General features: G+C 62.0%; 13 protein-coding genes and 1 tRNA gene. 9 read left to right on the top strand and 5 right to left on the bottom strand.

The annotated features are described in order from the left end of the window. Positions 1-21: 21 nt before the first annotated feature. Together dxr and CLV65_RS04690 are read right to left on the bottom strand one after the other, a co-directional pair. Entirely contained in the window at positions 22-1,221 is a 1,200-nt protein-coding gene (gene dxr / locus CLV65_RS04685) for a 1-deoxy-D-xylulose-5-phosphate reductoisomerase (RefSeq protein WP_094690799.1), read from the bottom strand. Positions 1,222-1,336: 115 nt separating this feature from the next. Continuing rightward, entirely contained in the window at positions 1,337-3,046 is a 1,710-nt protein-coding gene (locus CLV65_RS04690; protein ID WP_094690800.1) for a DivIVA domain-containing protein, read from the bottom strand. A gap of 455 nt (positions 3,047-3,501) precedes the next feature. On the opposite strand from CLV65_RS04690, the gene CLV65_RS04700 reads away from it, so the two are divergent. The 7 genes from CLV65_RS04700 to CLV65_RS04730 all read left to right on the top strand — a co-directional run bounded on the left by CLV65_RS04700 (position 3,502) and on the right by CLV65_RS04730 (position 11,281). Next, a tRNA-Val gene (locus tag CLV65_RS04700) sits at positions 3,502-3,575 on the top strand. A 1,343-nt stretch (positions 3,576-4,918) separates the two neighbouring features. Beyond that, on the top strand, positions 4,919-6,112 hold the full coding sequence (locus tag CLV65_RS04705; protein WP_094690802.1) for an iron-containing alcohol dehydrogenase: 1,194 nt from the start codon (positions 4,919-4,921) through the stop codon (positions 6,110-6,112). A gap of 16 nt (positions 6,113-6,128) precedes the next feature. After that, entirely contained in the window at positions 6,129-7,343 is a 1,215-nt protein-coding gene (locus CLV65_RS04710) for a methionine ABC transporter ATP-binding protein (RefSeq protein WP_094690803.1), read from the top strand. Continuing rightward, positions 7,340-8,077, top strand: a complete 738-nt coding sequence (locus tag CLV65_RS04715) for a methionine ABC transporter permease (protein ID WP_094690804.1) — start codon at positions 7,340-7,342, stop codon at positions 8,075-8,077. The genes CLV65_RS04710 and CLV65_RS04715 overlap by 4 nt, the downstream gene beginning before the upstream one ends. Positions 8,078-8,173: 96 nt before the next feature. Then, positions 8,174-9,100, top strand: coding sequence for a MetQ/NlpA family ABC transporter substrate-binding protein (locus CLV65_RS04720; protein WP_094690805.1), 927 nt, complete (start codon positions 8,174-8,176; stop codon positions 9,098-9,100). A 64-nt stretch (positions 9,101-9,164) separates the two neighbouring features. Continuing rightward, on the top strand, positions 9,165-10,238 hold the full coding sequence (locus CLV65_RS04725) for a DUF1684 domain-containing protein (protein ID WP_157847222.1): 1,074 nt from the start codon (positions 9,165-9,167) through the stop codon (positions 10,236-10,238). After that, positions 10,235-11,281, top strand: coding sequence for an iron-containing alcohol dehydrogenase (locus CLV65_RS04730; protein ID WP_244569100.1), 1,047 nt, complete (start codon positions 10,235-10,237; stop codon positions 11,279-11,281). The genes CLV65_RS04725 and CLV65_RS04730 overlap by 4 nt, the downstream gene beginning before the upstream one ends. Before the next feature lie 211 nt (positions 11,282-11,492). Here the strand turns inward: CLV65_RS04730 and CLV65_RS04735 are convergent, their stop codons facing one another. Together CLV65_RS04735 and CLV65_RS04740 are read right to left on the bottom strand one after the other, a co-directional pair. Further along, the gene (locus CLV65_RS04735; protein ID WP_094690807.1) at positions 11,493-11,969 is read right to left on the bottom strand and encodes a DUF3052 domain-containing protein; all 477 of its coding nucleotides are present in this window, start codon (positions 11,967-11,969) and stop codon (positions 11,493-11,495) included. A 57-nt stretch (positions 11,970-12,026) separates the two neighbouring features. Further along, positions 12,027-13,031 carry a S16 family serine protease gene (locus tag CLV65_RS04740; RefSeq protein WP_244569102.1) on the bottom strand — a complete coding sequence of 335 codons (1,005 nt, stop codon included), beginning with the start codon at positions 13,029-13,031 and terminating at the stop codon, positions 12,027-12,029. Positions 13,032-13,092: 61 nt separating this feature from the next. On the opposite strand from CLV65_RS04740, the gene CLV65_RS04745 reads away from it, so the two are divergent. Next, positions 13,093-14,712 (top strand): zinc-dependent metalloprotease, encoded by a 1,620-nt coding sequence (locus tag CLV65_RS04745; RefSeq protein WP_094690808.1) that lies wholly within the window; start codon positions 13,093-13,095, stop codon positions 14,710-14,712. 44 nt (positions 14,713-14,756) lie between these two features. Here the strand turns inward: CLV65_RS04745 and CLV65_RS04750 are convergent, their stop codons facing one another. Further along, positions 14,757-16,463, bottom strand: a complete 1,707-nt coding sequence (locus CLV65_RS04750) for an ATP-dependent helicase (RefSeq protein ID WP_158216089.1) — start codon at positions 16,461-16,463, stop codon at positions 14,757-14,759. A 249-nt stretch (positions 16,464-16,712) separates the two neighbouring features. Between CLV65_RS04750 and CLV65_RS04755 the strand changes: the two genes are divergently transcribed. Then, positions 16,713-18,719 (top strand): phosphotransferase, encoded by a 2,007-nt coding sequence (locus CLV65_RS04755; protein WP_157847223.1) that lies wholly within the window; start codon positions 16,713-16,715, stop codon positions 18,717-18,719. Positions 18,720-18,795: the final 76 nt, after the last annotated feature.

An 18,795-nucleotide genomic window follows, 5' to 3' on the forward strand; every position in this document is an offset into this window, starting at 1 on the left:
GGATTGGGACTTCCCTACGATTCATGCGGCGGCGCAGCATGATGCGATGCGTTCATCCGCCAAGCGACGCGCCTCATGCTCGCAATCAAGCATGTCATCGACGGATTCAAACGTCTTGCTTGCCGCACCGGAAAGCTTGGCGTCCATATCATCGAGCACACCACGCACCACGTCGAAAATGCCCAGATACGGCAGGCGTCGATCCAGGAAGGCGTGCACGGCCTGCTCGTTCGCGGCGTTCAAGGCAGCGGTGTGGCGTTCGGAGGAATCCAAGCAACGGCGAGCGAACGCAACGGAGGGGAATGCCTCGTCATCCAGCGGTTCGAACGTCCAAGTCGCCGCCTGGGTCCAGTCACAGGCCGCCGCGACGTCCGGCATTCGGTCGGGAGCCGAAAGCCCCAGCGCGATGGGCAGACGCATGTCAGGCGGCGAGCACTGGGCAATCGTGGCGCCATCGCGGAATTCCACCATCGAATGCACGATGGACTGGGGATGCACGGTGACGGCGATGCGCGACTGTTCGATGCCGAACAGCCTGCTGGCCTCGATGACCTCAAGACCTTTGTTCATCAACGTGGAGGAATTGATGGTGACGACCGGACCCATGTGCCAGGTGGGATGGTTCAGCGCCTGCTGGGGAGTGATGGATGTCATCTGTTCGCGCGTCCAGCCTCGGAAAGGACCGCCGGATGCCGTGATGACCAGCCTGGAGACCTCATCATGCGTTCCCGCCCGCAGGCACTGCCAGATCGCGGAATGTTCGGAATCCACCGGGTTGATCTGGTGGGCGCGCACCTGCGCGTCGAACAGCAGGTGACCGCCGGCGACCACGGATTCCTTGTTCGCCAATGCGAGTTGGCTCCCCGCTTGCAACGCCGCGATGGACGGGGCAAGACCCACTGAACCGGTGATGCCGTTGAGCACGACGTCGGCGCCGCTTCCAGCCACATCCACGACCGCCTGGGCGCCGGCATCGACCTGCACATCCGAAGCCGGTACGCCTTCCGCTGCCAATGCGTCACGTACGGAAGCGACGGCCTTGGGGTCGCTCACCGCCACACGCTGCACATGGAAGCGTGCCACCTGTTGGGCAAGCAACCGGGGGTGGGCTCCTCCGGCGGCCAATGCCGTGACTGTAAAATCCTGAGGATGGCGTCCGATGACGTCGAGTCCCTGCGTTCCGATGGATCCGGTGGATCCCAACAGGATTACGCTTCGCATGAAAGCAGCAGACCTCCATTCCGCTTGCGCTGCATGAGCGTGTGAATTGGTGGGATTGTTATTCCTTTATTCGTTTTGACTCCGTGGCTCGGCACCGTGGCGTTCACAGTTCGGCTCAGGCTTGCGAACCGTTGGCTCCGCTGCGGTTGCCGTTGAGCGGCGGAATCGGACCGGTCAGATCGCCGGTTTCGGCAAGCGGGAATCCATCGGCATCAAACATCGCGGAAGCCGTCGATGCCGGCGCGTTCGGTGCCGCATGGGCAGCGGGCGCCGCCGCGGGGATGATGCCCGACACGGGGGTGTCATCGCTGACAGCCTGCGGCTGTGGTTGCTGGGCGTTTTGGGGAATGAGCGGGGCGACGGAAGGCGCACCTGCGGCGACACCGGTGGGCACGGAGATTCCAGCGGAATGAGGCTGGATCGTATCCGACGACAACGTGTCAGACACCAGCGAAGCAAGCGAACTGTTGCCACGCTCGGAAGCATGCTTTGCATCAGCGAACGAGATGGGGGCCGATGCGGTCGCCTGCTCCGCCGAAGCGGGCGAGGCGGAATCTCGCCGAGCAGTTGCAGACTGCGGCGTGAATGCTTGCGGCGCAGCGTCCGCGGAAGGCGCAGCGCCGGCACGGTTCCCGCCGCGAGGCACATACCCCTTGGGCGCGAACGCCTGCGGCATGCCAGCACCGGCATCCACCACGGATTGCGCATCCGAAGCATTGTCTTGCGTCAGTTCGTTGATACGGCGCGCCAAGTCAGGGCTTGCGACCGTCGGGGCATCTTCGGCAGCCACTGGCGCGGCGGCGGAATTCCCGCCGTGGGAAGGAGCAAAGGAAGCAGGCACCGATGCCGGGTCATAGGCGGCATACCCGCGGTTCTGACCGGATGCCGGCTGGTAACCATCGGTGTGCACAGGAGCGATGCTCGACGTGTTGAATTCCTGAGAGACCGGACCGTCGGCGGCATTCTGGGAGGCAGCTGCCTGATCGGTCGCCGCGACAAGAGCGGAGAACGCCTGCTGCACATCGGCGATCGAAGCCGCGCCAGCGGCAGCATCCGTCGCGGTGGACGAGGCGGCTGACTGGCTGCGAGCCATGCCGTCAAGCACGCCGTCAGCGTATCCATCTTCGAAGCTGCGGGCAGAATCCGTGCTCGAAATCGGCCCTTCAATGCGTTCGAAGGATTCGATGCGTGCCAGCACCTGCAACATTCGGTTGATGTAGGCATCCACCTGGCGCTCATCATAACCATGGTGACCGGTGTGACGGGTGAACATGATGTCCGCCACATCCGACAGCGTCCACTCCTCGGGATCCTTGCGCCACTTCTTGGGCTCTGCAGCGCCTTCGACGGCGATGCCGCTCGTCTTGCCCAGCTTGTCAGCGATTTGTGCGATGACGCAATCGATCATGTGGTCGACCTGCTTGCGGTCATATGACGGTTTGTTGGGACGGCCATCCGAAAAGCGCTCGCCATGGGGGCGAGCTGCGCGATCGTGAAGCGAACGGGCAAGCGTATCGGTACGCGCACGCCACGCCACGCGACCGTAGTGCTGCACGTCCCATTGCGTGCGCTTGTCAACAACAGCACCTTCCAGCCGGGTGAGGGCAGCATCGACCTCAGCCACGGAATAACCGTTCTTCACGATGGAAAACGACGTGTTCTGTATCTCTTCCTGTGTCAGCCGCGGTTCCGGGGAATCGTAAAGCTGATGAGACCTCTCCAGAAACTCATCGACCTGTGCGGGGTCATAGCCTTCCTTGCGCTTGCCCACGCGGGGGATGGAAAGATTACCGTCCTGCTTGGTCTGGTCTTGTGTCTTCGGCATCGAGCGTCCTCCTGAGGTACACAAATCTTAATCAAGATTACGCGATGTTTCAGACCTTGGTGGCGATTTTTCCCAATTTTCGCTCAATTATCACAATCAACGCCTGCCCAATTCCACATTCCGTCCCATCCGTGAAGCATTTCACCATGAGCAGGGCGCGGCGAAAAGATGGGGCGGCATGAGCGGGCTGTACGTGCAGGATGGGGCAGGCGGTACGGGCAGGGCAGGCGCACAATCGCACCGACGCCAGCCCACACAACTCCGTTCTGCCCTGCTCGTTCCGTTTGTCCTCATTTCGTCTGCCCCACTCAACTTCTTTCCCCTCAATTCCGCCCACTCAATTCCGTTTCCGTCCAAATCGGACAACACCGAGCGGAGAGTGCTGTGCACAGCAACGACACAGCAGACCCAAATGACCAACCTTTGGCGTGGATTGCTGTACACTGTGTTCGTTCGGGCAATTAGCTCAGTTGGTTAGAGCGCCACCTTTACACGGTGGATGTCGGGGGTTCGAATCCCTCATTGCCCACGCTCTCAAAGCCCCGCAAGCACAATGCCTGCGGGGCTTTTTGCTGCGATTCCCAAGGTTTCAGTCACAGCCGGATTGCACCCATCACCCCCTCGCCCTTCGTTCCCCACCCCAATCACCATCCACATCGCAATGTGACAGCCACCACTCGCATATAACCGCCCAAGCCACCATCTACACCCCAATGCGCCAGTCACCACTCACACATAACCGACCAGCCGACACTCCCAAAAGACAACAACCACAGAAAACAGCCATTCCCACAACCCACCACCAGCCACACACTCCACACCACCCACAATGTGCCAGCCACCACTCACACATAACCAACCAGTCAACGCTCCCAGAAGACAACAACCGCGGAAAACAGCCACTCCCGCAACCCGCCACCAGCCACACACCCCACACCGCCCGCAATGTGCCAGCCGCCACTCACACATAACCACCCAAACCGCCAACGAAAACACCATCCGCCCCACCCACGCTCCAATGCGCCAGCCACCACTCACACATAACCAACCAGTCAACGCTCCCAGAAGACAACAACCGCGGAAAACAGCCACTCCCACAACCCGCCACCAGCCACACACCCCACACCTCCCGCTATGTGCCAGCCGCCACTCACACATAACAGCCCAAGCCGCCATCCAGAGCGACATCCACCCCGCCCACACCACAATGCGCGACCAACCGCTCACACATAGACGACCAGCCAACACCCCAAACAGCAACAACCGCGGGGTGGCACCCCAACAATCCCGTTACCAGACTGGCGAGGGCGGATATAAAAACAGGCTATGAAGTTCACCCGCGAGAACCGATAGCACCTCCCCCGTGGCGCAGCGCGACGCCGCATATAGTGCAAAACATCAGCTCGGGCACGCAATCCCATCCAACGGTGCAGGCGCCAGCCATTGCGCTTGCACCGTTGGATGCGCGTTCCCCCACTGCATTCCGCAGTATGCCGAGCATCCTGATGCCTGCAATGCACCCCAGAACCTAGTGCCGTGCACAGCAAGCGTCGTCCACTGCACGTGCATTCTGCCTGTGTCGCCTCGAGTCTGCAAACACACCACACAACAACGTGATGCAACCAACCGGCGCATCTTGTGCAAAGGACACAACCAGCGCGACAAGTGCTAACAGCGCAACTAACCAGCGCAACCAGCACTCGCTCCCCGCCAGCCGCAACGGTCACGCTCATGCACAGCGCGCACACCACAGCAAGCGCAAGCACATGCGCATGGCACACCATGCCACGCATAAGCGCCGCCCGCCGCCAGCGAACATCATCGTCGCACCCAGCGCGCCGCACCACGCATCACCAAGCACAGGAGGCACACATGGCAATTGGCACACCCATCCCATCTTTCACATATTTCACGCCCGCCATGTTGGCCTTCGGCACAGGCGCGCTCAGCCAACTTGACCGGCTCATCGAACCGTACGAGCCACACTCCATCCTGCTTGTAGCCAGCGGCGATTACATAGACGACCTGGGGATCACGGCCGCAGTGAAAGCCGCCGCCCAGCGCGTCAACCCAAGCGCCACGCTCATCGAGACACGAGACGTCGTGCCCAATCCCCGCATCGACCTCGTGCGCACACTCATCGAACAGGCCCGTCGCGAGCACGTGGATCTCATCATCGCGGCAGGCGGCGCCAGCTCCTTCGACACAGCAAAGGCCGTGGGCGCCGGCTTGCGCTATGACGGCGACGTGTGGGACTTGTTCACCGGTAAGGTGCAAGTCCTCGACACCGTGCCGGTCGGCGTCATCTCCACGATCGCCGGCAGCGGCTCCGAGGTTTCCGACTGCGCCGTGCTGCAAAACGGCCACGACAAGCGCGCACTGGAGACCCGCACGATCATCCCCCGTTTCGCCATCGTCGACCCGGCGTTCTCTGCCACCGCCCCTTATCACTATCAGGCTGCTGCGGCGGCGGACCTGGCGGTTGGCTTCCTCGAGCCGTATTTCACCGCCGGCGAGCATATTGAATCCGCTGACCGCTTGCTCGAAGGCGGTTTCGTGGCGGCGTTGCGTGCAGGCGAGAAATACGCCGCCGACCCCGCTGACGAGAAGAATCGCGCGGAGCTTCACTGGCTGTCGGCCACGATGTTCAATCACTGCTTTTTGGCGACCGGCAGCGAAAACGATTGGACGACGCATCGCATCGAACATGAGATCGGCGGACAGTTCGACGTCATCCACGGCGAGGGCATTGCGGCGATTCTGCCGTCCATCATCCGCGTCATCGCACGCCGCGCGCCGCAGCGCTATGCACAGCTTGCCGTGCGCGCGCTGCATGTGGATTCCTACGACCACACGCCGCTGGAGGCTGCGAATGAACTGGCGGATGCCCTCGAGCGTCATTTCAAGCTGCTCGGCCTCGCAACAAGCCTTCATGAATTGGACATTCCCCGCGAAGCAATCGCCACGATTGCTGGCAATCTCACGCATGACGGCACGTCGACGGTGGGCAATTATTCCCCGCTGGATTTTGACGATGTTGTGGAAATTCTGAACACAGCTTGGTGAAGAAAGGAGAACGACCATGACCATTGCACATACTTCTGCCGCTGCTGACAATTCCACTGTCGACAATTCCACTGTCGACAATTCCGCTGCTGACAATTCCGCTGTCGACAATGACACTGCCAGCAATCCCACCGCGACCACCGCAGCATCCACGCCGACCACAACCGATGCCGACCGCGCTGCCGCAGCCGCCTCCGACGGCATCCAGATCCGAGGCCTCAAGAAAATCTACGTCTCGGACGACGGCCCCAAGACGGCGCTTCATGATGTCAGCCTCGACATCGCTCCCGGCGATGTGTACGGCATCATCGGCCTTTCCGGCGCCGGCAAGAGCACCCTCGTGCGGTGCATCAACGGACTGGAATCCTATGACGCGGGCTCCCTCACCGTGCAAGGCAAGCAAGTGCGCGACCTGCACGGCAAGGATCTGCGCGACCTGCGCCGCGGCATCGGCATGATTTTCCAATCGTTCAACCTCATGCCGTCGCGCACCGCCGCGGGCAACATCGAGCTCGCATTGCTCGATTCCGGACTCAGCGCGCAGCAGCGCCGCGAGCGCATCGCCGAACTGTTGCGCCTCGTCGGCCTGGCGGACAAAGCCGACAGCTATCCCAGCGAACTGTCGGGCGGACAGAAGCAACGCATCGCCATCGCCCGCGCACTGGCCAACAATCCGCGCATCCTGCTGAGCGACGAGGCGACAAGTGCACTCGATCCGGCTACCACGAAATCGATCCTCGCCCTGCTGCGCCGCCTTCATGACGAACTGGGCATCACGATCGTGGTGATCACGCACCAGATGTCTGTCATCAAGGAAATCTGCTCGCGCGTGGCGGTGATTGACCATGGCACGATCTGCGAGGAAGGCCGCACATTCGATGTATTCGCCAATCCGCGCACGCCGCTCACGCAGGCGTTCGTCGCCACGACGTCAAGCCTGGGCAAGGTCAACGACCTGCTGGAATCCGGCTCGCCACTTGTCGAGCTTCGGCCCGGTCAGACGCTGCTCAAGATGCATTACATCTCCAAGGACGTGTCGGAAGCGCTTGTCTCGCACATCTCCCGCACGTTCGACATCGACCTGAACATCATTGTCGGCGACATCGATGTGATCGATGATTCGCCTCTGGGCGGCCTTGTGGTCATCGCTGATGGCGCCAAGGACCGCGTGGACGCAGCCGTGGACTATCTGCGCAACCGCAATATCGGAATCGAGGTACTCGCATCATGACATCCCCCACTTCAATCATCGCAGCATCAAGCATCGCTGCATCGAATATCGCAGCATCGAATATCGCAGCACAGTGGTTCCCCAACGTCGCCGCCCGCCTGCCCGAGTTCATCGACAGCATCATCCAGACGTTCGTCATGGTGCTCATCTCCGGCGTGATTTCTTTCGTGTTCGCCGTCGCATTCGCCATCGTTCTCACACTGACCGCCAAGGATGGCCTTGCGCCGAACAGCGTGGTGTTCAATGTGCTCGACAAGCTGGTGAACCTGTTCCGCTCCATTCCGTTCATCATCCTTGCCGCCGCGCTTGTGCCTGTCACACGTGCGATTTCTGGCACTGCCATCGGCACGCGGGGCGCCATCTTTCCGCTGGTGGTCGGCATCACGCCGTTTTTCACCCGGCAGATACAGTCCGCGCTGGCTGGCATCGACGCAGGCTTGGTCGAGGCGGCGCAGGCGATGGGCATGAGCACGGGACGCATTGTGTTTCGCGTGTATCTGCGTGAGGCGGTGCCATCGATCATCCGCGTGAGCATCATCGCGATCGTGAGCCTCATCGGTCTGACCGCCGTCGTGGGCATCGTGGGCGGCGGCGGCCTCGGTGATTTCGCCATCCGCTACGGATACCAGCGTTACATGCTTGACGCCACGTATGCCACGGTGATCGTGCTGGTGCTGCTCATCGGCGTCATCGAGTTCATCGGACGGCAGCTGGTGGATATCACCGAGCACTGAAGCTGCCGCACCGTCATTAGCACCGCCATTAGCTAAACAGACAGCATCACAGACAGACAACATCACAGACAACAACCACAACCAACAAGGACAACCATGACCTCCCCCAATACCACCAACAACACTCCTGAATCCAGCACCACCGAAACCACCGTCAAGGCGACGTCATCCCAGTCCCGCGCCCGCCGCAAGCTGCTCGCCGCGCTCATCGCTATCATCATCGTCGCGGCAGGCGCCATCGGCTATTCCGTCGTGAAATCGCGCAAAGCCGCCGGCACGCGCGTCATCACCGTCGGCCTCGTGGGCGATTCGGATGAGCAAATCTGGAAGACCGTGCAGCAGGTCCTGGATTCACGCAACGCCGGCATCACCATCGAAACGAAGTCGTTCCAAGACGGCATCTACGCCAATCGCGCGCAAGCCGACGGCGAGCTCGACCTCACGGCGTTCCAGCATTACGCGTTCCTTCAGCAAGAGATCGACGACAACGGATACGACCTCACGCCGATCGCCGATACATACATCTGCCCGCTCAACCTGTATTCCGACAAATACACGAGCGTGAGCGACTTCAAGGCAGGCGACAAAATCGCCATCCCCAACAACGCCACGAACACCGGCCGCGCCCTCAAGGTGCTCGACGCCGCGGGGCTCATCAAGCTCAACGACAACACCAAGGCGAATCCCACCGTCGACGACATCGCCTCGAATCCCAGCGGCGTGGAAATCGTGCTCAACGACGCGGCGTCCATCGTCAATCTGCTGCCTGATTATGCGGGCGGCATCACGAACGCGAATTTCATCGTGGACGCCGGCAAGAAGGTGAGCGACGCGGTGTTCGCCGTGAACCCCGATCCTTCCGATGCCTCGCTCAAGCCCTACGTGAACATCCTTGTGGCGCAGACAAGCAAGAAGGATGACTCCGCGTACCAACAGGTGGTGGACGCATACCACACGAAGGAAGTCGCGGACGTGATCTCCACCAACTATGACGGCACGTATGTGCCCGCCTTCAGCTACTGATGCCTCAGGCCTGGCGAACGCCCGCATCCAAAGCAACACTTTCCAACCATCCGAAAGGACCATCATGTCGCTTTTCTCACAATCCTCCGTTTCCCTCACTCCCGCTCCCCTCGCTCCCGCTCCCCTCGCCCAAGGTACGCATCACACGCCTGGCAGCGGCGTCTCAGGCGACGGCGATCTTTCCGCCAGCGTGATCGCGCGCCTTGCCGACGCCACGATCGCCGACCCCTATCGGCAGCAGTGGAACATCTGGCACACGCAGCGCATCGAAGAGCTCACGGCGCCGCACGGCTACTTGGCGCCGGTGTCCATCACATGGCTCGGCGAGGGAGACACCGTGCGAGTCCCCCGCATCCCCGGCGTCTGGCACGCCCAGGACGACACGCTTTATTACGTGCCCGCGAGCGTCGACGCCGCGCAAAGCACCTCACCCAATGATGCCGCGATCACGCTTGCCGGCGAACCCATCACCGCCGCCATCGGATTCCGCCCCAGCCTGTTTGGCGAGGAGGCGCTCGGCTATTTCGATTACGGCGAGCTGCGCATCGAGATCAACTCCCAGACAGACATTGCCGCACGCGACCGCCACCGCTTTTGGATCCGAGTGAAGGACCCTCACGCTCAAGCACGCGCCGAATTCCAAGGAATCCCCACATACCCCGTGGACCCATCATGGCGCATCCCCGCACGATTCCGCCGGGCACAGCCAGGCGAGCTCGACATTCATGATTCTGTGGTGCGCACGGTGCTGCAGTCGTATCCGGCGGTGGGCACGGTGGAGTTCGACCATGGCGGCGCGCATCATAGCCTTGTCGTATGCAATGTGTTCGGCCATGTGACGGTGTTTTTCTCGGATGAGACGAGCGGCCGGCAGACGTATGCGATTGGCCGCGTGCTGCATCTGGACCCGCTGCATCTCGATGATCTTGACCACATTGATTTCAATTACGCTTTCAACTATCCGTGCGCGTTCTCCCGGTTCTGCACGTGCCCGATCCCGTCGAAGCGCAATCACTTGCCTTTCGCGGTGACCGCTGGGGAGAAAACGCCTGTCAGTGCAGCTGATTATGCAGTGACGCCAGCGGGAACCCCGGATGGAGCCTTGCAGGATGGCGCCCCGCAGGAGGCCTTGCAATGACCAGCGCGAAAAACGATGACCTGGATGTGCGCCCCGGTCCCAATCGCTATGTAAGCCACGTCGGTGCCGCCTTGCACATAGGGCGCTTCCTTGAGGATTACCGCAGCCCCGCCATCGTCACCGGCCAGGATTCATGGAAGGCGTTCGACACCTATGTGACCGCTCACCATGGTGTTGTGCCTCTGACCGCTCTCGAACGCTACGATGGCAGCGCCACGGAACGCAATGCCCGGCAGATTGCCGCGGCGCTTCCCGATCGCACCGATGCCATTGTCGCAATCGGCGGCGGCAAACTGTCGGACACAGCCAAAAACGTCGCACAGCTCGTCGGCTGCGACCTCATCGTGGTGCCCACGCTTGCCGCTACGTGCTCGGCATACACGCCGGTGTCGGTGAACTACGACGAACAGCACCGCTACGCCAGTTCGCCCCTGCATTCGCGTGCCACGGCGCTCACCATCGTCGATCCGGCTCTCATCGCAACCGGTCCGCGTCGCTTTCTGATCGGCGGCATCGGCGACACCCTTGCCAAGTGGTATGAAAGCGTGCCGATTTTCGCACGGCTGGAACGTACCCGAGGCCTTGGGGATTTCGAACGCCTCGCGCAGCTTTCCGCACGGTTGATCCGCGACATTCTGATTGAGAACGCCGACAAGGGCCTGCAGCAGTTCGACGCGCTCCATCATGCCGCCGTGGGCGATGCAGATATCACAGACACCGATACTGCTGTCACTGTCGCCGGCGCAACCGCAGCTGCCGCACCACAGCTTAAGGCACTCATCGATGCCATCATCGGCGTGAGCGGCACGGTGGGAGGTTTCGGTGGTGCGTCTGCCCGCGCATCCGGGGCGCATGCGGTGCATGATGCGCTCACGCTGCTGCCTGAATCCCAGCTGAGCACGCACGGCGAAAAAGTCGCCTACGGGCATACTCGTGCAACTGGCGGCGCAAGGCGACACAGACGAAATCAACAGGCTGCTGCCTTTCTATCGGCGCATCGGCCTGCCGTGCACGCTCGCCGACCTGCATATCCATCCCAATGACACGCAATGGAAGGATGTCACGCGATTCGCCGCCGGAAACCGCATGGGATTCTCAGCCGCTGTCGAGGCAATCACAGCGCAAGGCGTGGATAAAGCAATGCGCTACGTGGAGTCCCTAGGCGGCTCTGACCACCGGTAGAGGCATACACAGGCACGTTGCAAGAGGGCCGCTGCGACACTCCAGTCGCAGCGGCCCGATTCGTTCTGTATGTCAGCGCAGGTCCATGTCGTCGCGCTCCGCCCGCTCCATGCGGTCGGCACGCTCCGCGCCCTTGCCGAATGCACGCAGGCGCACACCATTCCAGTCTTCAGAAACCGTGAGCGGCGTGGCGGCGTTCATGCCCGCGGTTTTTGCAGCGGACTGCAATGTCGCGGCATTCGTGCTGCCTTCCCTGCCGGGCTTGGGTGTGATAATCCAGAAAGGAGCGCCTTCGTCCACGAGTTCCGAAGCGTCCATGATGGTATCCGCAAGCGCATCCTCGTCATCCCCGTCACGCCACCAGATGATGGCGCCGTCAACGGCGGAATCGTAGTCCTCATCCACGAGGTCCTCGCCGGTAAGGTCTTCGATCTTGCGACGCAGCCCCTCGTCCACGTCGTCATCCCACAGCCATTCCTGAATGATGTCTCCGGGATGGAATCCGAACTCCTGTGCTTGTGTGATCGTTGTTGTAGACACGGAAAACAGCTTAGCAAGCGCCCTGTAACATGACTGTTCGACGTCCAGTTTGCGGGCGTGCCACGGTCAGGATGCGGATTGCGATGCCGTGGCCTGCTCGTAAATCTGCGTCGTGCATTGCTGCAATCCGTCGGTCTTGCCCTCGCCTATCGCCACAAGCGCCTGATACGCTTCGTCAAGCGTGGACACCGCGACGTCCCGCATGCCGGCGGGCACGTGCCCCACCACTTCATCACAGTTGGATGCAGGCGCGAGGAACCAGGTGGCTCCGTCGTGTTTGGCGCCGATCATCTTCTGACGTATGCCTCCGATGGCCCCCACGGTGCCGTCCGATTCCATGGTGCCGGTGCCGGCAATCGTCAGACCGCCGGTCTCCTGCTGGGGCGTGAGCATGTCAATGACGCCGAGCGTGTACATGAGACCCGCCGACGGGCCGCCCACATCGCCGGGCGTGATGGTGACTTTGACGGAATCCGCCGACAATCCGCTGACAAGACCATGCTGTTGCACATACTGCACGGCGTTCGTCGAGGCGGAATCCTCCGCGGTCGTCATCTGGTCCGTGGATTCGGATTCGTAATCGTCGCTCGACGTGCCATAGGGCACCACCGCCTCTCGGGGCAGGATGACGGAATCCTTGTTGAGATAAGCGGCGAGCGCCTCCCAGTTCTGCGCGGGGCTCACAGCACCCGCCACGAGCACCGTCGTCATGAGCAGCTTGCCGGAATCCGCGTATGTCTGCGCACCTTGGATGTCGATGACCTTGGCGGTGGAGCCGTCGCTTGTCACGTCGCCCAGCACGTCGAGCGTGCCGCCGGGATACCGCAACGCATAAGGGCTGGGAATGCACAGCGCCACGATGCACAGCACCGCGAACACCACGCCCAGCAGGTAGCGCGCACCCATGCGGCCATGCACCGCGTCACGTAGCCAGGCAAAGGGATTGCGGTGGATTACAGGCGACGGGACCGACTCCCCCGCTGCCGCGCCGGTGCCACCGGTGGACAAGGGGTCTTCTTTTTTTGCCGCCCTGAGCGAACTCGAATCGACATCATGCGATTTTTCGGACATGCTCCCATACTATAAGAGACAACATTAAGATTCTTTGGAAATTCACGGACAGGATGGCAGCATGGACGAGAATGCCTTGCACCAATGGATGCTCGAAGCCTTCGGCCCCTTTCAGGGCGAGCAGGCTTGGAGGCAGTTTCAGCAGCTGCCTGACGAGCTCAAGCGCCAGCTGATGGAGTCGTCTGCCAACGGACTGCCTGACCCCGCCCAGATGCGCGGCTTGTTCACCGCGCTCAACACCAGCGGTCTCGACACGATGGCGGACATGCAATCCGCAATGAAGAACGGCCCCATCATCGTGGATTTCGCCAAAGCCCTCGCCAATGGCAAGGTGCAGGCTGCCAAGGACTACCAGCCCATGGTCAACGGCAAGGACGCCGAGGACATGCGCAACGCCATCAGCGAGGCGAACCTGTGGCTGGATTCCACGATGTCGTTCGACCCCGCGCCGGGCGAGACAGGCGTGTGGTCGCGCGAACAATGGGTTGACAAGACGCTTCCCGGCTGGGCGAAGATCGCCACCCCGGTGGTCACCAAGCTGTCGCAGTCCCTGTCGGATGTGTTACGCGAACGTTTGGGCGATCATTTCGACGGCAAAATCTCCGGCGTGTTCGCCGGCCCCATCTCCTTGCCCATTCCCCCGGACATGGATGTCGCTGACATCCTGCGCTTCGTGGGAAGCCTGTCGTTCTCGCTGCAATTGGGGTCCGTCGCCGGCGACATGGCGTCGGAAGTGCATGGGTCGTTCGACCAAGGCCTGCCCATGGCCGCCAACCCGGCGGGTGCGCTCATCGTGCAGAATGCGAAGGATTATGCGGCGAAACTCGAACTGGACGACCGTGAGGTCATGCAGTTCCTCGCGCTCATCGAAATAGCCCATGCGCGACTTTTCAGCTCGGTCGCATGGCTGCCGTCGCGTTTCGAAACGCTCATCTACAAATACGCCCGTTCCATTTCCATCGACCCCGACCTGATGGAGACCGAGCTGCGCGACGCGGATTCCATGAATCCCGAGGCGTTGTCCGGCGCGGTCAATCTCAGTCGTGTCGGCGCCGACCAGACACCGGAGCAGCAGGAGGTGCTCAGCTCCATCGAGAACCTGCTGGCGCTGGTGGAAGGCTGGGTGGATTGCGTCGTATGGCGCGCCGGCATGGCGCACCTGCCGCATCTCGATCAGCTGCTCGAGATGCGCCGCCGCGAGCGCGTGGAAGGCGGCCCGGCTGAGCAGACACTGGAATCGTTGCTGGGATTGCACGTGCATCCGCGCACAATGCGGCAGGCCGCGCATGTGTGGGAACAGCTCACGGCACAGGGAATCGACGATCGTGACGCACATTGGCGCCATCCAGACTGCCTGCCGCAAATCCCCGCCGCCGATGGCGCTGTCAATGCCACCGATGGCACCGATGACACCGACAAGGGCACGGCCTCCCGCGATGACGCCACGGTTGCCGACGATTCCCCTGCGGCGGCCGTCCGTTCCGACGCCGCTTCCGGCGATGCAGCATCCACGCAATCGAATGACAATGCGGCGACGAGTCCCGCACATTCCATTGATTGGGACGCCGAGCTCGCCAAGCTGCTCGACGACGTCAACGATGCCGATGGCGACAATGCCGATGACACCAACGATCCTCCGACGCCTCCCACTCCCCCGTCTCCGCCGGCCGATGCCAGCTGATAGCTGCGGCATCCTCGCCGACGATGCCGGACCAACCGGGCGGATCACTTGCCGCGCAGGAATGGGCTGAGCATGCGCTCATGCGGCGCATACCCCGTGGATGGCGCATCCGTGCTCGCATAGGAGGGAAACAGCTCTTTCTGGGCGCGCGTGACCGCCACGTACATGAGGCGGCGCTCCTCTTCCCGTTCGCTTTCATCAGTGGGCGAATGATACGGGATGAGCCCGTCTGCGCAACCGGCGACGAACACATACTTCCATTCGAGGCCCTTCGCCGCGTGGATCGTGGAAAGGCTCACCGTTTGCCGCGCCGGCATCGTGGTGGCGCTTCCCCGCTGGCGTAATTGGGTCAGCTGAGCCAACGCCTGTTCCTCGGCAGCCATGCGACGCTGCGTCGCAACAGCGGTGGGAGTAGACGGCGATGAAGCGGGAATGGTTCTCTCCGCCGGCGCCAGGGACGCTGCCGGCGATGGTGCAGCCATGGTATCCGACGGCGCGTTGCCGCTCATCCCTGCGCTCGCCCAGTCCCCGTTCTGAGGCGTCGTCTCGCTCTCATTTCCGTCGGTGAACTCGACCTTGCGCACGGAACTGGCGATTCCACGCTCCTCGAGCGCTTTGGCGATGGGCTTGAGCTGCGCATTCGTGCGGGTCAGCACGCCGATGTCACCCAAAGGCACACCATGCTCCTGCAACCGCTTGATGCGCGCAGCGATTCCTTGCGCTTCCGCACTGTCGTCCTCATAACGCGTCGGCCTGATGTCCCGCCCCTTCGGCTGGGCTGATGTGAGTTCCAGATACTCGTCGCGGTGCGGCGAAGCGGCAAGCACACGGTTCGCATACTGCACGATCTGCGGCGTGGAACGGTAATCCCGGTTGAGCACGATGTCGGAATGCACCGGAGCGAATTCCCGCGCGAAATCACGCAGATAGTAGCTCGTCGCCCCTGCGAACGAATAAATGGTCTGGGCCGCATCCCCCACAACGCACACCTCGTTGATGTCCCCCAGCCACAGGCGCAGGAGGCGATGCTGCAAAGGCGAGACATCCTGGTATTCGTCGACCGTGATGCAATCGATGCCGCCGCGAATGCGCCGCGCCTGCCGTGGGAATCGTTCGATGATGTGGCACACCAGCAGCAGGATGTCATTGAAGTCCATCCGGTTGGCAGCCGCTTTCTGGCGCTCATATTCCTGAGCGAGTTCCGCGAAGGTATCCGGTTCCAACCCTGCCGGCGGCACGCGCCCCGTCGCCTTGCACACGGTCGGGTAATCCTGAGGAGCGATGAGGCTCACCTTTGCCCAGTTGATCTCGGATTCCACGTCCTGCACCGCCCCTTTGTCCAGGTCGGTCCGGTTCGTCACGATGCGCACGGCTTCCGCCAGCGCCTTCGGCGAGCTCTGGTGAATCTCGGGGAAGGCGTCGGTGGTCACGGCATCCCACACCAAGTGAAGCTGACCCAACGCCGCCGAATGGAAGGTGCGCGCCTTCACGTCCCCGAAGCCCAGACCGTCCAGTCTCGAATGCATCTCCTGCGCCGCTCTTTTGGAGAATGTGACGGCGAGCACGTGGGAGGGATTCCACACGTCCAGCGCGCACGCATAGGCGATGCGACGGGTGATCGTGCGCGTTTTGCCGGCACCAGCGCCCGCGATGATGCGCACGGGGCCGCTCGTGGCCACCGCCGCCCGTCGCTGGGATTCGTCAAGGCCTTCCAGCAAGGATTCGGGATCCATATGCTTCACGCCAACCATGAGGTTCCTTCCTGCAAAGCGGGCGGCGTTCCGAATGGATCCACCGCCTGCCGTCATCATGCTGCCACCCATCATGCCATGCCGTCCGCCATGCCGCGCCCATCACCATGGTGCGCACCGATAAGGGCACGACATGGTGCGCATACCTTACCGGCCGCGGATTTCCGGCCGCGATGCGCAATGAAAAAGTCCGCACGGCACTCCCACACCGTCTGAATTTAATCGTTATCTGTATTATTGTGGATAACTGTGACTAAGACCCTCTACGAAGCTGCAGCGCTCACCGCCGCCATTGCCCCCGGTTTCTCACCTTCCGGCGTGCGCGATTCCGAGCAGTTCTTGGAGGCCGGCGACCGCGACGGCCTGCAGACGGTGGTCGTGCTGGATGCTGCAGGCAAGGAATACGACACAACGATTGCGCAAGGCGCCGATGCCGTGCGCCTGCTGTCGAGGCGTGCAGTCTCCGCCATCCGCATGCGCGAGGCAAAGGAGCCTGTCGGGCTGCGTTTCCACCTTGACAACGTACGGTATTTCAAAACACTCAACAAAAAGGACGGCCCGCAGGCGCTCGCCGTCATGGTGACGAAGCACTACGACGGCGAAGCGACGCCACTGAGCGACCTCACCGAATCCCAGTGTGGTGCGCTGGGCGCTGCCATCGCCGCCATACACCGCCTGAGCCCGCAGTTCTTCCGCCAGGCGAAGTTCCCCTCGTTCACCGCCGACCAGATCGAACGCCAGCTGCGCGCATGGGTCAAGAGCCTCTCCCACAACGAGCAGATTCCCCAGCAGATTCTCAGCGCATGGCAGGGCGCCCTTCAGGAACCGGGGTTGTTCAACTTCCGCTGCCGAGTGGTGCACGGCGGCTTCAAGGACGGCGACGCATTGTTCCAGAAGAACGACGTGGCCGCGCTCATCCATTGGGAGGACCTGCAGATCAATGACCCTGCACGCGACCTGGCATGGATCTACATGTATCTTGACCAGCAGCGCCGCGAAGCAGTGACCGCCGCCTACGCCAGGGTGATGGGATCGCGCATGGACGACATGATCATGCTGCGCGCCCGCATGTGGGTGCAAATGGAGCAGGTGCGCGACTTCCTCACCGCCGTGGAACGCGCCGACAATGTGGAGATCATGACCCTCAAGGCCCGTCTTGACCGCATGGCGCATGCCATCGTCGCCGAACACAACGCACACCCCGGTTCATCGCGACGCTTCGAGCATCCGACGACGCTCACCGTCGGCGACCTTCTGGCACACCCCGACCTCAAGACCGATGCAGGCCAGCCTGCAAGCAACGCGCGTCCCCAAGGCCAGAACGGGAATCGAAACGACCAACCGTATACCGTCAATGCCGCGGATTTCGCTCGCTCCGAAGCGAACTCCGCGCGCACCGCCACCTCTCCTGCCACTTCACCCGCCGCACGTGCCACTTCCCGCGCAGATGCTTATGCAGGCGACGATGCAAGCACGCAGGCATTCGGTGCCGCCGCCCCTGGCGAGCAAGTGCAGCATTTCTCCCTGCCGGAGCTCAATACCGTGGGTCTGGATCTCGAACGGCTCTCCCACGCCTCGCACACGACCTGGGCGCATGATGACTCGCAAGTGCGCGGGCAGCAAGACGCAGACGCTGACACCGCAACCGGCACGTCAGCGCAATCCGATGCTCACAGCGGTGCCGATCTGGGCGATGACACCCATTCGATGCAAACCGTCACGGAATCGGCGCTGAGCATGTCGTTCATCCCTCGTCATACGCGCACTGGTCTGCGACCGGTCACTGCGCCCGACACAGAACCCCAGGAACCGGGGTTGGAATCCTCCCCCACGCAAATCTATTCGGACGCGATGCACGCCGATGGCTTGGATGAATTCTCCGATGAATTCCATCCCGCCGTGCGTTATGGTGCGCGCTACTCACACAGGCACGGGTCCGACGACACCGTTTCGAGCAATCAGTCCCGCGACGTGCACGAATCCGAGGACACTGCGACGGTCATGCTGCCGCAGCAGCCGTCGTATTTCGAAGAAGACAGCCCCCAGGACCCGGCGCGCATCATCCGCCCGCATTTCAGCATGAACGATGAATCAGCCAGCGATGCCCCTGAGACGGACCCTGATACGGCACCCGAGACACCAAGCGACGACTCCGGCCACGAACCCGCCACGACCACGCATCATGGCAAGATCGTGGCGGATGACGCGGAATCCACCGATCCGTCCGGGGATTTCGCGATAACCCCGCAGGAGTGATGCAACGCACTGATTGTGCAGATTTCACAGCTGTTGTCGCTGCAGGCTCCACGGCTGGCCTCGCCGCAGATTCCAC

The organism is Pseudoscardovia suis (assembly GCF_002797875.1).
Classification (GTDB): Bacteria; Actinomycetota; Actinomycetes; order Actinomycetales; family Bifidobacteriaceae; genus Pseudoscardovia; species Pseudoscardovia suis.

What these genes read in the sequence shown, in the direction of transcription:
- dxr (WP_094690799.1), bottom strand. Translation starts at nt 1,221, where the DNA reads ATGCGAAGCGTAATCCTGTTGGGATCCACCGGATCCATCGGAACGCAG.
- CLV65_RS04705 (WP_094690802.1), top strand. Translation starts at nt 4,919, where the DNA reads ATGGCAATTGGCACACCCATCCCATCTTTCACATATTTCACGCCCGCC.
- CLV65_RS04715 (WP_094690804.1), top strand. Translation starts at nt 7,340, where the DNA reads ATGACATCCCCCACTTCAATCATCGCAGCATCAAGCATCGCTGCATCG.
- CLV65_RS04710 (WP_094690803.1), top strand. Translation starts at nt 6,129, where the DNA reads ATGACCATTGCACATACTTCTGCCGCTGCTGACAATTCCACTGTCGAC.
- CLV65_RS04720 (WP_094690805.1), top strand. Translation starts at nt 8,174, where the DNA reads ATGACCTCCCCCAATACCACCAACAACACTCCTGAATCCAGCACCACC.
- CLV65_RS04730 (WP_244569100.1), top strand. Translation starts at nt 10,235, where the DNA reads ATGACCAGCGCGAAAAACGATGACCTGGATGTGCGCCCCGGTCCCAAT.
- CLV65_RS04690 (WP_094690800.1), bottom strand. Translation starts at nt 3,046, where the DNA reads ATGCCGAAGACACAAGACCAGACCAAGCAGGACGGTAATCTTTCCATC.
- CLV65_RS04745 (WP_094690808.1), top strand. Translation starts at nt 13,093, where the DNA reads ATGGACGAGAATGCCTTGCACCAATGGATGCTCGAAGCCTTCGGCCCC.
- CLV65_RS04740 (WP_244569102.1), bottom strand. Translation starts at nt 13,031, where the DNA reads ATGTCCGAAAAATCGCATGATGTCGATTCGAGTTCGCTCAGGGCGGCA.
- CLV65_RS04750 (WP_158216089.1), bottom strand. Translation starts at nt 16,463, where the DNA reads ATGGTTGGCGTGAAGCATATGGATCCCGAATCCTTGCTGGAAGGCCTT.
- CLV65_RS04725 (WP_157847222.1), top strand. Translation starts at nt 9,165, where the DNA reads ATGTCGCTTTTCTCACAATCCTCCGTTTCCCTCACTCCCGCTCCCCTC.